This window comes from Mesorhizobium sangaii (assembly GCF_014207355.1).
Classification (GTDB): Bacteria; Pseudomonadota; Alphaproteobacteria; order Rhizobiales; family Rhizobiaceae; genus Mesorhizobium; species Mesorhizobium sangaii.
In genome coordinates this window covers 745386-758481 of the sequence record NZ_JACHEF010000001.1, presented here as the reverse complement: position 1 = coordinate 758481, position 13096 = coordinate 745386, and the positions used below count along the sequence as shown (strand labels likewise).

General features: G+C 63.6%; 10 protein-coding genes. 4 read left to right on the top strand and 6 right to left on the bottom strand.

The genetic code is table 11. The annotated features are described in order from the left end of the window. Window positions 1-64: 64 nt before the first annotated feature. Entirely contained in the window at window positions 65-2710 is a 2646-nt protein-coding gene (gene pepN, locus HNQ71_RS03900; protein ID WP_184871257.1) for an aminopeptidase N, read from the bottom strand. Window positions 2711-2867: 157 nt separating this feature from the next. Between pepN and HNQ71_RS03895 the strand changes: the two genes are divergently transcribed. Then, complete coding sequence (locus HNQ71_RS03895; protein ID WP_184871256.1) at window positions 2868-5174, top strand: xanthine dehydrogenase family protein molybdopterin-binding subunit; 2307 nt, start codon at window positions 2868-2870, stop codon at window positions 5172-5174. Next, window positions 5171-6145: an EamA family transporter gene (locus tag HNQ71_RS03890; protein WP_184871255.1), complete on the top strand. Its 975-nt coding sequence runs from the start codon at window positions 5171-5173 to the stop codon at window positions 6143-6145. The genes HNQ71_RS03895 and HNQ71_RS03890 overlap by 4 nt, the downstream gene beginning before the upstream one ends. Here the strand turns inward: HNQ71_RS03890 and HNQ71_RS03885 are convergent, their stop codons facing one another. The 3 genes from HNQ71_RS03885 to HNQ71_RS03875 all read right to left on the bottom strand — a co-directional run bounded on the left by HNQ71_RS03885 (window position 6146) and on the right by HNQ71_RS03875 (window position 8624). Further along, window positions 6146-6958 (bottom strand): helix-turn-helix domain-containing protein, encoded by an 813-nt coding sequence (locus HNQ71_RS03885; RefSeq protein WP_184871254.1) that lies wholly within the window; start codon window positions 6956-6958, stop codon window positions 6146-6148. A gap of 98 nt (window positions 6959-7056) precedes the next feature. Next, window positions 7057-7929 (bottom strand): uracil-DNA glycosylase, encoded by an 873-nt coding sequence (locus tag HNQ71_RS03880; protein WP_184871253.1) that lies wholly within the window; start codon window positions 7927-7929, stop codon window positions 7057-7059. A 50-nt stretch (window positions 7930-7979) separates the two neighbouring features. Beyond that, window positions 7980-8624 carry a hypothetical protein gene (locus HNQ71_RS03875; RefSeq protein ID WP_184871252.1) on the bottom strand — a complete coding sequence of 215 codons (645 nt, stop codon included), beginning with the start codon at window positions 8622-8624 and terminating at the stop codon, window positions 7980-7982. Window positions 8625-8845: 221 nt separating this feature from the next. On the opposite strand from HNQ71_RS03875, the gene HNQ71_RS03870 reads away from it, so the two are divergent. Together HNQ71_RS03870 and HNQ71_RS03865 are read left to right on the top strand one after the other, a co-directional pair. Continuing rightward, complete coding sequence (locus HNQ71_RS03870; protein WP_184871251.1) at window positions 8846-10525, top strand: electron transfer flavoprotein-ubiquinone oxidoreductase; 1680 nt, start codon at window positions 8846-8848, stop codon at window positions 10523-10525. A gap of 62 nt (window positions 10526-10587) precedes the next feature. After that, complete coding sequence (locus HNQ71_RS03865) at window positions 10588-11187, top strand: DUF922 domain-containing protein (protein ID WP_184871250.1); 600 nt, start codon at window positions 10588-10590, stop codon at window positions 11185-11187. 49 nt (window positions 11188-11236) lie between these two features. On the opposite strand, the gene HNQ71_RS03860 is transcribed toward HNQ71_RS03865, so the two are convergent. Together HNQ71_RS03860 and HNQ71_RS03855 are read right to left on the bottom strand one after the other, a co-directional pair. After that, on the bottom strand, window positions 11237-11743 hold the full coding sequence (locus HNQ71_RS03860; RefSeq protein WP_184871249.1) for a GNAT family N-acetyltransferase: 507 nt from the start codon (window positions 11741-11743) through the stop codon (window positions 11237-11239). A gap of 149 nt (window positions 11744-11892) precedes the next feature. Continuing rightward, a complete protein-coding gene (locus HNQ71_RS03855; protein ID WP_184871248.1) occupies window positions 11893-12915 on the bottom strand; it encodes an endonuclease/exonuclease/phosphatase family protein in 1023 nt (340 codons plus the stop codon). Window positions 12916-13096 lie beyond the last annotated feature (181 nt).

Below are 13096 nucleotides of genomic sequence, written 5' to 3'. Positions count from 1 at the left end.
GAAAAAAGATTAAAAATCGACTAAAATAGTGCCGAAACGGCCTTTTCCGGGAGAGAGCGCAGGCCTACGCCAGGGTGCGATCGACAATATCGCTCAGATCCGCCGACAGGTCTCCGGCTTTGGCGATCGAAAGCAGCGCTTCCCTGGCCTTGGCCTGTCGGCCAGGTTCGAGCGAACGCCATGAGCGGAGTGCCGTCGCCAGCCTCGCCGCCAATTGCGGATTGCGCTTTTCAACCTCGAGCACGGTCTGCGAGAAGAACCGGTAGCCCTCGCCATCCGCGCGGTGGAAGCCGGTCTGGTTGGCGCTGGAGAATGTGCCGATCAACGAGCGCACCCGGTTCGGATTGTGCATCGAGAAAGCGGGATGAGCGGTCAGCGCGCGCACCGTGTCGACGGCCTGCGGGCCGGGCACGCTGGCCTGGATCTGGAACCATTTGTCCATGATCAGCGGGTCGGAGCCATAAGTCGTCTCGAAAGCCGCCAGCGCCTGGATCGCCTGGGGCGAACAGTGGTGGCGATGGGCAAGCACGGCAAGGGCCGCCGCGCGGTCGGTCATGTTGGTCGCCGATTGGAAATGTCCGGCGGCAAGTGCTGCTCCCCCCAGCTGCATCGAGAGATAGTCAAGCAGGGTGTTGCGCAAGGCCCGTCGTCCGGCGCTCGCCGCATCCGGGCTGAACGCCGCTTTGTCGGCAAGCCTGTCGTAGAGGCCGGCAAAATTGTCAGGGTTGGCGGTGCCTATTGCCAGTGCAAGTGCCTCGCGGGCAGCGTAGATGGCGTCGGGGTCGATGTTGCTGCCGATGTCGCGGGCAATGTCGGCCTCGCCAGGCAGCGCCAGCGCCAGCGCCCGGTAGGCCGGCTCCAGCGTTTCGTCGCCGGCGATGGCGCCGGCGAGTTCGGTCAGCCGCGACGCGAAAACCGGCTGCCTGCCGCCGAGGATCTCGCGGGAGGCGGCAATCAGCGCGTCGGTCAACAGCGTGTTGAAGGCCTGCCAGCGCGAGAAGGAGTCGCTGTCATGGCGGGCGAGGAAGAACTGGTCGTCGGCCTTCTGCTCGACGGACAGCGTCACCGGCGCCGAAAAGCCGCGGTTGAGCGACACCGCCGGGCGTTCGGCAACACCTGAGAACCGCACCATGTGGCGGCGCTTGCGGACATGGATGACGCCGTCCTCGACGCTGGCGCCCTCGACGCCGCTATAGTCGACCGGCTGGCCGCCGGCGCCGATCAGGCCGAAGGCGAGCGGGATATGCATCAGCCGCTTGCGGCTTTCGGAGGGCGTCGGCGGCACCGACTGCTCGATTTCGAGCATGAACTCCTGCAACGCCGGATTGTGCGTCGAACTGATGGTCAAATTGGGCGTGCCTGCCTGGTGGTACCAGAGCGCGAACTGCGACAGATCGCGGCCGGACGCATCCTCGAACACCTTGATGAAATCCTCGATCGTCGCCGCGTCGCCGTCGTGACGCTCGAAATAGAGGTCCATGCCGGCACGAAAGGCATCGGGCCCGAGAATGGTGCGGATCATGCGCACCACTTCGGAGCCTTTCTCGTAGACCGTCGCGGTGTAGAAATTGTTGATCTCGCGGTAGCGGCGCGGCCGCACCGGATGCGCCAAGGGGCCCTGGTCCTCGGGAAACTGGTGGGCGCGCAGCGTGCGCACTTCGGCGATGCGCTTGACCGCGCGCGAGCGCTGGTCGGCGGAGAATTCGTGGTCGCGGAAAACCGTCAGCCCTTCCTTCAGGCAGAGCTGGAACCAGTCGCGGCAAGTGATTCTGTTGCCTGTCCAATTGTGGAAATACTCATGCGCGATGATCGCCTCGATATTGGCGAAATCGGCATCCGTCGCTGTCTCCTGGTCGGCCAGCACATATTTGTCGTTGAAGATGTTGAGGCCCTTGTTCTCCATCGCGCCCATGTTGAAGTCGGAGACGGCGACGATGTTGAAGACGTCGAGGTCGTATTCGCGGCCGAACGCCTCCTCGTCCCATTTCATCGACCGCTTCAGGGCGTCCATCGCGTAGCCAGCCAGCTTCTCCTTGCCGGGCTCGACATAGATGCCGAGCTCGACCATGCGGCCGGATAGGGTGACGAAACTGTCGGCGACTTTGCCGAGATTGCCGGCCACCAGCGCGAACAGATAGGACGGCTTGGGGAAGGGGTCGTGCCACACCGCATAGTGCCAGCCATCGCCGACGTCACCCTTGTCGACCGGGTTGCCGTTGGACAAAAGCAGCGGTGCCTCCTCGCGCAGGGCTTCGATGCGCACCGTGTAGACGGACAGGATGTCGGGGCGATCGAGGAAATAGGTGATGCGGCGAAAGCCCTCGGCCTCGCATTGCGTGCAGTAGACATTGCTCGAACGGTAAAGGCCCATCAGGGCTTCGTTGCCCACCGGCGTCAATTCGGTCTCGATGAGCAGCTGGAAGCGCCGCGCGGCCGGCGGCTCGAGGATCGTCAGTTGGTCGGGCGTTACCAGCATTTCGGCCGGTTTCGCTTTCTTGCCGCCGATCTCGATGCGCTTGAGCGTCAGCCCGTCGCCGTCGAGCACCAGTGGAGCCGACGCGGATACGCCGTCACGGCGCTCGACCGTGAGCACGGCGGTGACGCGCGTTGCGTCTGGCGAAAGGCGGAAGGTGAGGTTGGTTTGCGGAATGAGGTAGTCATTGGGGCGGTAGTCTTCGAGCTTGAAGACCTGGCCGGTGTCCGTGCGCATTCCGTGGGTTTTCCTGTCGATTGCGTTGGCGGCGGGTTGTTTCCGCTGGTCCAAGAAAATTGAAGTTCGCGCTCTTTACACGAAACAGCCCCTCGACAAAACTGAGACAGCGCCTATTTCAGGCGTTCCTCCTCCAAGTCATCATCACGAGGCATCCATGACCGTCGTCACGCCGAAATTCGGGATGGGCGCATCCGTGCTGCGGCGCGAGGATGCTGCTTTCATCCAGGGCCAGGGCCGCTACACCGACGACATCCAGCCAACCGGCGTCCTGCATGGCTATGTCCTGCGCTCGCCGGTCGCCAAGGCCAGCTTCACCATCGGTTCGACCGAGGCGGCGAAGGCAGCGCCCGGCGTGCATCTGGTGCTGACCGGCAAGGACCTTGCTCATCTCGGCGATCTCAAGTCCGGCGTCATGCAGGAACAGCCGGACGGCACCAAGGCGCCGACCCGCGACATACCGGTCCTGTGCCGTGACCGCGTCAACTATGTCGGCGACGCCGTTGCCTTCGTCGTCGCCGACAGCCGCGCTTTGGCGCAGGATGCCGCCGAACTGATCGACGTCGACTATGACAGCGAAGATGCGGCGTCCGGAACGGCGACGGCGCTCGCCGAAGGCACGCCGCTGGTCTGGCCGGAACTCGGCTCGAATCGGGCCTTCAGCTACCATACGGGCGACAAGAAAAAGACGGACGCGGCCTTCGCCAGGGCCGCCCATGTCACCCGCATCGAATTCGTCAACAACCGGCTGGTCTGCAACTACATGGAGCCGCGCTCGGCGATCGGCGAGTGGAACGTTGAGGAGAACCGCTTCGTGCTGACCACGGGGTCGCAGGGCGTGCATTCCATGCAGTACATTCTGGTCAGCCTGTTCAAGATCAAGAAGAACCAGCTGCGCGTCATCACGCCGGATGTCGGCGGCGGTTTCGGGCCGAAGAGCTTCGTCTACCGCGAATATCCGCTGGTGCTTGAGGCGGCGAAGCGGCTTGGCCGTCCAGTGAAATGGGCGGGCGACCGCACCGAACACTTCCTGACCGACGCGCAAGGCCGCGACAATGTCGTGAAGGCCGAGATGGCGCTGGACAGAGACGGCCGCTTCCTTGGCATGAAGGTGGACCTGCTCGCCAACATGGGCGCCTATGTCTCGCAATACGGTCCCTTCATTCCGTATATCGGCGTCACCATGTCGACCGGCGTCTACGACATCCAGGCGCTCGACGTGTCGGTCACCGGCCTCTACACCAACACCTGCCCGGTCGATGCCTATCGCGGCGCGGGCCGGCCGGAAGCGGCGTTCCTGCTGGAAAAGCTAGTCGATGCCTGCGCCCACGATCTGGGTCTGCCCGTCGAAGAAATCCGGCGCCGCAATTTCATCCGGCCCGAGCAGTTTCCCTACCGCACGCAGACCGGCCGCCTCTATGACACTGGCGAATTCGAGGGCCACATGACCCGCGCCATCGAACAGGCGGAATGGAAGGCGTTTCCGGCGCGGCTCGAACAGTCGAAAGCGGGTGGAAAAATCCGCGGCCTCGGCATGGCGACCTATATAGAGGCCTGCGCCTTTCCGGGGTCGGAACCGGCCTTTGTCGAACTCAACGGCGACGGCACGGTGACGCTGAAGATCGGCACCCAGACCAACGGCCAGGGGCACGCCACCGCCTATGCGCAGTTCCTGTCGGAAAAGCTCAATCTCGACATCGACAAGATCCATGTCCGCCAGGGTGATACCGATGAGCTGAAGGCTGGCGGCGGCACCGGCGGCTCGCGCTCCATTCCGCTCGGCGGCGTCTCGGCGTCGCGCGCCGGCGAGGACCTGGCCAACAAGATCAAACGCATCGCCGCCGACGAGCTGGAGGCCTCGGCCGGCGACATCGAATTGTCGGACGGCGTTGCCCGCATCGTCGGCACCGACCGCACGATCGATTTTTCCGCCATCGCCAAGGCCGCCAAGACGCCGGATGATCTCAAGGGGTTCGGCGAGTTCGTGCAGGACGAGTGCACCTATCCCAACGGCACCCATATCTGCGAGGTCGAGATCGACCCCGACACCGGCACCACCGACATCGTCCGCTACACCATCGTCGACGATTTCGGCGTCACCGTGAATCCGATCCTGCTCGCAGGTCAGGTGCATGGCGGCGTGGTGCAAGGCATTGGCCAGGCGCTGACCGAGGACACCATCTATGGCGAGGATGGACAGCTCTTGACGGCAAGCTTCATGGACTACGCCATGCCGCGCGCCGACAATTTTCCGTTCTTCCATTTCGAGACCCGCAACGTGCCTTCGACCACCAATGCGCTCGGCATCAAAGGGGCTGGTGAGGCCGGCACCATCGGCTCGACGCCGGCGGCACTCAACGCGGTGACCGACGCGCTCTGGCGCGCCTACGGCGTCAAGCACATCGACATGCCGGCGACGCCGGCGCGCATCTGGGCAACGATCCAGGAAGCGACGGGAGCGTGACAGCAAAACCGGGTCAGGCCTTAGCAGCCAGCGACCATCCCGTCGGGCACAGCACGCTCACCGGCATCACGCTCAAGATCGTGTCGGTGGCGGTCTTCGTCGGGATGTCGACTTGCATCAAGGCGGCGGGCACCGTGCCGGCGGGCCAGATCGTCTTCTTCCGCTCCTTCTTTGCCATCTTTCCGATCATTGCCTTTCTTGCCTTCAAGGGAAAACTCGGCACTGCTTTTTCGACCAAGCGCCCGCTCAATCACATTGCGCGCGGTGTCGTCGGCGTCTGCGCCATGGGACTTGGCTTTTTCGCGCTGACGCGGCTGCCGCTGCCGGAGGCGATCACGCTGAACTACGCGCAGCCGCTGCTGGTGGTGGTGTTCAGCTCGATCTTCCTCGGCGAAGCCATCCGCGTCTATCGCTGGAGCGCAGTCGCCGTCGGCCTGGTCGGCGTGCTGATCATCTCCTGGCCGGAACTGACGCTGCTGAGTTCCGACGAGGCGCTTGACGACCAGGAGGTGCTCGGCGTCATCGCCGCCCTTGTCGCGGCGGCGATCTCGGCCGTTGCCATGCTGCTCGTGCGCAATCTCGTGCAAAGCGAACGCACCGCGACCATCGTGCTGTGGTTTTCGGTAACGGCGAGCGTCATGGCGCTGCTGTCGCTGCCGTTCGGTTGGCAGGCGCTGACGCCGCTCCAGGCGGCACTTCTGGTTGCCGCCGGCTTCTGCGGCGGCCTCGGCCAGATCCTGATGACTTCGGCCTATCGCCATGCCGAAGCCTCGGTCGTGGCGCCCTTCGAATACACCTCGATGATCCTTGGCGTCGTTGTCGGGTATCTCGTCTTCGGCGACGTTGCCACGCTCAACATGCTCGTCGGCGGCCTGATCGTCGTCGCTGCAGGCATCTTCATCATCTGGCGCGAGCGCCAGCTCGGCCTGGAGCGCACCCGCACGCGAAAGGCGACTCTGCCCCAGGGGTGACTACGATCGTTCGGCCTGCTCCTTTGCCAGCCGCACCAGCACCGTCCTCGTCTGTTCGTCGGCCGGGAAAAACGATTCGATCGCCAGTTCCGACAGCGTCACGTCGAGCGGCGTGCCGAACACCGTGATGGTGCTGATGAACGACAGCACCTGATCGCCATGCGCTAGCCTGAGCGGATGCACGATGGCATTCGGCTCCACAGGAGCCGGCCGGCTGCCGTTCAGCCCGGACGGATAAGTCCGCAGTTCGCGCTCCAGGTCGATCAGCCCCGGGTCGCCACTGGCGTCGTTCTGGTGCTTGAGACGCTCGAGCAGGTGCGTGCGCCATTCCTGGAGATTGACGATGCGCGGTGCGATGCCGCCCGGATGCAGGCTTAGGCGAAGCACGTTGACCGGCGGCGTCAGCAGCGAAGCCTCGCTGACATCGGCAAGGAAGGGAGCGATGGCGGCATTCGCCGAAACCAGGTTCCAGTGCCGGTCGACGGCGAGCGCCGGGAAGGGTTCATGTCCCTTGAGCACGATCTCGACCGCCGCCATCGCCGGCGCCAGCGTCGCGTCGCTGAGCGACCGCTCGCCGAAGCTCGGCGCAAAGCCCGCGGCAAGCAGCAACTGGTTGCGCTGCCGGAGCGGGATCGACAATTGCTCTGCCAGATGCAGCACCATGTCGCGCGAGGGCACGGCACGCCCGCTCTCGACGAAGCTCAGATGGCGCTGCGAGATTTCGGCTTCCATGGCGAGGTCGAGTTGGCTCATGCGGCGGCGGGTGCGCCATTCCCGGATGAGGCTACCGGCGGAATTTTGAAGTGTTGTCATGGGGGCATGGTTAGGCTGGCAGTGGATGATTTCAATTACCTGGGAGGTTATGGCCCTGTCCTTCTCCCGCAAGGGGAGAAGGGAAGAGCTGCCGCGCTTCAACCAAGTGCCCGCAGCTTCGCCTTCACTTCGAGAAAATCGCGCCATGCCAGCTTCTTGTGCGCAGGGGTTCGCAGGAGATAGGCCGGATGCAGGGTTGGCATGGCCGGGATGGCGATGCCGGAAGCTGTCGTGTGGACGCGCCAGTTGCCGCGCAGCCGCAAGATACCTTCCGAGGTGTTGAGCAAGGTCTTGGCCGACGGGCCGCCGAGATTGATCAGCACCTTCGGATTGACCAGCTCGATTTGCCGCTCGATGAACGGCCGGCAGATTTCGGTCTCGTGCGGCGTCGGCGTGCGATTGCCCGGCGGCCGCCACGGAATGACGTTGGCGATATAGGCCGAAGTGCGGTCGAGGCCGATCGCCGCCAGCATCCGGTCGAGCAACCGGCCCGAGCGGCCGACGAAGGGCAGGCCCTCGATGTCCTCGTCGCGGCCGGGGGCTTCGCCCACCAGCATGACGGCGGCCTCCGGGTTGCCGTCGGCGAACACCAGGTTCTTGGCGGTGGCCTTGAGATTGCAGCCGTCGAAGGCCGCCATGTGCTGGCGAAGCTCGTCCAGCGTCGTTGCCGTCGTTGCCAGGTGGCGCGCCAGCGCCGCCTGCGCCTCGTCTGGAACCGCAGCGGTTATCAACGGTGCACGCGTCACGGGCGGCAGATTTGCCCTGTCGGCCGGTTCGGGGCGCGACGTGCTCGTCGAGCCAGGCGGCGCAACCGCGTCGGCGGGCGGCGCCACCGCCCGCTCCGCCGGTTTTGGCGCCTCGGCGAACCGGTTCACCGGCTGGTCTTCAAGCGCCTCGTCGACACCGGCGCTGGCATAAAAGGCCAGCAGGTCGGCAAGGTCCTGTCTGTTGATTGGGGAAGCGGCAGTCATGGCGGCACATTCGTCCGCATGACTGGAATTTGCAAGGCTGGCCGCTTGCTCTAGCCCGTCGGTATGCGTGGGTCCTGCACCAGATAGAACGTCCAGCGCGGCGTATAATCGGTCATCAGGAATTCGAACCTGGCGGTTTTCAGAGGGTCGACCTTGCCGTTCTTGAACAGCAGGCGGTCATAGGGTTCGAAATCGCGATCGAAATCGGCGAAACTGCTCGACCAGATATTGTCCGGTGTCTTGTTGCGCTGGTCGAACGAAAGTCCGTCGCCGAACACGCTTGGCTGGTTCAGGATTTCCTGCAGCTCGAACTGGAATTCGACCCAGGCCTGGCCGCTGTTGTTGAGCACGTCGATGCGCATATACATGATGCCATTGGCGAATTCGCCGGCCTTACCGAAGGCCTGGATCGGCTTTGTCGTGCGGATGGTCAGCGTCACCGGCGTTGACGAATTCAGCTCTTCGGTGATGACGAGCGGATCGTCCTTGGTGCCGATGCCCGAAGCGCCGGTGATGTGGAAGCCGCCAAGCTCGTCGGAGAAAGAGTAGGCTCCAGTCGCCCAGACTTTCACCTCGTCTGCGGCGACGTGACCCGGTGCCAGCATCGGAAGGGCCAAAAGAAGCGCCCGGCAGGCCCGGCCGGGCGTCGATGGAAAGCGCGTCGATGAAAAGCCGCCTGGCCCAGGAATGCGCATGGCATGAAGTATGGCCGATAAGCGAGCCGTCGAACAATTAAAAACATAAGCGCCGACGGCCCTGCAAGACGAAAAACAGCCGCCAAGCCCTCGCGATGCGCGACTTTTTGGCCAAAACGGCATTGTCACGTATGCGCCGGTTTCCTGTCGCCAATTGATGCGCTATGCAGCGCAGGAGCCAGCAAGATACCCGAAAGGGATAAGCCAGTGCGGAGGGGTTGATGAGCGACATCGAACGCGAAAGCATGGAATTCGACGTGGTCATTGTCGGCGCCGGTCCCGCCGGCCTTGCCGCGGCGATCCGCCTCAAGCAGGTCAATCCCGAACTTTCGGTCGTCGTCTTGGAAAAGGGCGGCGAGGTCGGCGCCCATATCCTCTCCGGCGCCGTCGTCGATCCGATCGGCATCGACCGGCTGCTGCCGGGCTGGCGCGACGAGGAAGGCCACCCGTTCAAGACGCCGGTGACCGATGATCATTTCCTGGTGCTTGGCCCGGCCGGCTCGTTCCGTCTGCCCAATATCCTGATGCCGCCGCTGATGAACAATCACGGCAACTACATCGTTTCGTTGGGCAATGTCTGCCGCTGGCTGGCGACCAAGGCCGAGGCGCTTGGCGTCGAGATCTATCCGGGCTTTGCCGCCGCCGGCCTGCTCTACAATGAGGAAGGTGCCGTCACCGGCGTCGTCACCGGCGACATGGGCGTCGAGAAGGACGGCACGCACGGCCCGGGCTTCGCGCCTGGCATGGCGCTGATGGGCAAATATGTGCTGATCGGCGAGGGCGCGCGCGGTTCGCTCGCCAAGCAGTTGATCGCCAAATACAAGCTGTCCGATGGCCGCGAGCCCGGCAAATACGGCATCGGCCTCAAGGAACTCTGGCAGGTCAAGCCGGAAAACCACCGGCCGGGCCTGGTCCAGCATTCCTTCGGCTGGCCGCTCGACATGAAGACCGGCGGCGGCTCGTTCCTCTACCATCTCGAGGACAACCAGGTGGCGGTCGGCTTCGTCCTCCACCTCAATTACAAGAACCCCTGGCTGTCGCCGTTCGAGGAATTCCAGCGTTTCAAGACGCATCCAGCGATCAGGGGCACCTTCGATGGTGCCAAGCGCCTCGGCTATGGTGCGCGCGCCATCACCGAGGGCGGCTGGCAGTCGGTGCCGAAACTGTCGTTCCCCGGTGGCGCGCTGATGGGCTGCGCGGCCGGTTTCGTCAACGTGCCGCGCATCAAGGGCTCGCACAATGCCGTGCTGTCCGGCATGCTGGCGGCCGAACATGTCGCCGAGGCGATCGGCGCTGGCCGGGCCAATGACGAGCTTTCCTCCTATGAGGCGGCCTGGCGGGCAACCGACATCGGCAAGGACCTGAAGAAGGTGCGCAACGTCAAGCCGCTGTGGTCGCGCTTCGGCACAATCGTCGGTGTCGGTCTCGGCGGCCTCGATATGTGGCTGAACACGCTGTTCGGCGTCTCGCCCTTCGGCACGCTTAAGCATGGCAAGGCCGACTATGCGACGCTCGAGCCTGCCGCCCAGCACCAGAAGATCGCCTATCCGAAGCCCGACGGGGTGCTGACCTTCGACCGCTTGTCCTCGGTGTTCCTGTCCAACACAAACCATGAGGAAAACGAGCCGGTCCACCTGCTTGTCGGTGATATGGAGTTGCAGAAGCGTTCCGAGCACGATGTCTTTGCCGGGCCTTCGACACGCTATTGTCCGGCCGGCGTCTATGAGTGGGTCGACAAGGACGGCAACGCCGCCGCCGATCCGGCGGCGAAGGACGTGCGCTTCGTCATCAACGCGCAGAACTGCGTCCACTGCAAGACCTGCGACATCAAGGATCCGAACCAGAACATCAACTGGGTCCCGCCGCAGGGCGGCGAGGGACCGGTCTACCAGGGCATGTGAAGTGGATCGCGCCGGCGGTACTCTGCCGCCGGTCCACTCATCGTCATGGAAAGGAGCCGGATATGCGCTTGTTCATTCTTTCAGGTCTGGCGATCGTCGGCGCCTTGTGCGGTTCCGCGACGGCCGCATCGGCCGGCGTGAAAATCCTGGTAAAGACGCAGACATACGACATCTCCGGCAAGACCGGAGAGGCTCTGATCGAGTCCATGGACCGCAACGGGCCGAGGCACGGCTTCATGGCTCGCGCCATCGCACAGACAAGCTATACAAAGGCCTGGGAGTTCGACCTTGTTGAGGTCAAGGGCACCTGCCGCATCGGGCAAGTCAACGGAACGCTCAACCTGAATTTCACCTACCCCCGTGTCGCGTCCGCCCTCCCGCCGGCCCTCGACAAGCGCTGGGCGCGGTTCTTCGCCGGCGTTCGCGCGCATGAGGCGACCCATGGCGACATTGCCAGGCAGATGATGAGTGCGACCGAGAAATCGCTCAGGGGCCTGACAGTCTCCAATGACCCCCAGTGTTCCAAGGCACGGCGTGAGGCGCGGCGGCGGATCGACGCGGTCTTTGTCGACTATGAAGCCAGGCAGAATGCCTTCGACGCGCGCGAACACCGGGAAGGCGGTCACGTAGAATATCTGGTCGAGGCCCTGGAGCGGCCCTAGGGGCAAAAATCAATCGGCGGGAACGAGCACACTGCGCCAGGCTTGACGTTCAAATGGTCCGTTCCATCAGGACGGAAGGCAACATCGGCCCAGGGCCAATGCGCACTTCGATCCGCCCTACCGACCTGAAGCCCAAGGCTGCATAGAACCCCTCTGCGTTGAGGCTTGCCTGGCATTCGAAACGGCGCACACCGGACGAGCCTGCATCTTCTTCGCAACGCCGGTAAAGCTGGCGCCCGATCCCACGGCCCAACCATTCGGGACGTGTGGCGAAATGTCGGATGTGCGCGAGTCCGTGCTCTACCTCGGAGCTTCCGGGCCGTTCCCGGGACCAACCGCCGCAGCCGACGGCAAAGCCATCGTCATTGACCGCGAGATAGTAGGTGCCAGCCGAAAGCAGCGCAGGATTTGCCCGAGTGATCAAAGGCAGCGCAGCTTCAAGAATGGTCTGATCGTATGTAGTGCGCATCAGGCCGGGGTATGAAGCGAGAAGCAACTCGCTTACCCCAGCTTCGTCCTCCGGCGTGGCGCGTCTGACGATGAAGGTGGGCGACATGCACGGCACCCCGTATGTTGAGCTGGCCGACCTTCGGCGGACCATCGAGCCATGTCAAATCGAACACGCCAAGGGTCCGAACTCCGACTTAGAGTATGATCCCAAAAAGTGGAATCCGGTTGTCGGAAAGGATCATCTTCTAACGGCCTCTAACCCTGATATCCGTTTCGCGATTTTCCCGTCGGTGTCAGCATCGCAGTCGCGGTCTCGTGTTCGTCGGTCGGCTTTTGCTCGTTCAGCCTGAGCGAGAACTCGACCAGCACCGGCAGATGGTCCGAGCCAGTTTCTTCCAGCCGTGTCGCGGAATGAATGGTCACGCCGCCCTTGCTGAAAACCTGGTCGATCGGCAGGCCGGCGAAACGCCGCAGGAAGTCCGGCAGCTTGATGTATGTCCAGGTCGGTCCGGCGGATGGCATGACGGTCAGCCCGCCGAGCGCGGCGACGCGGCGCACGGCGGCGCTCCATGGCACGGCGTTGCAGTCGCCCGCCATGATGGCTGTCTCGCCGAGCGAGGAGAGCGACTCGGCTAGCTCACCGATCTGCCAGTGCTGCTCGCGTGGCCAAGGCCAGCTGAGATGGATCGCCGCGACATCGACGCCAATGCCGCCGAAGTCGACGGTCGCTGTCGCCATGGCGCCGCGCCGCTCGCAATGCGGCTCGGTGCCGGCGGCAAAGGGCCGCCGCGAGAGCAGCGCGACGCCGAATATGCCGTTGGGGTAGGGACAGAGGATCCGGTATGGATAGGCGCTGCTGATATAGCTAAGCTCGGTGGTCCACATCGCCGACACCTCGTCGAGGGTGATCACGTCGGGATTGGTCCGGCCGATCAGCGACAGCACCTTCTTCGGCGTCGGATTGTCGTAGCGCAGGTTCATCTGCAGCAGCTTGTAGACCATCTGGCCAGCGGGCTTGGCGACCGCTTCCACCGGCCACGGCTGTGGTAGCGCGCTCATTGTGGTGGCAAAGGCCGCCACGGCAAAAAGTAACGCCGCGGCCGCTTGCAGGCGAAATGTCGTGGCCAACAGCGGCAGCGCGCAAAGCGCCATCAGCACGGCAAGATGAACCCGGAAATGCGAGAAGGAATCGAAGGCCGGGTGCAAGGCGCCGAAGAACCCGGCGACCACGGCAACCGAGAACATCATCATCGCGATGAATGCCAGTGAAGCTGCCATGTCTCGACTGCGTCTCATCGGGTCAGGTCTGCACGGGTTGCCAACTGTGATGCTGCACGGTTATCGGCAAAAATGCGGCCCAATCAAGATGACGAAATGCCCAATGCATGTCGCCCAAAAGTGCCCAGTGGTTTTGGGGCAACGGCATGCATAAAACAAATGCATGTCGCCCAAGAGTGCG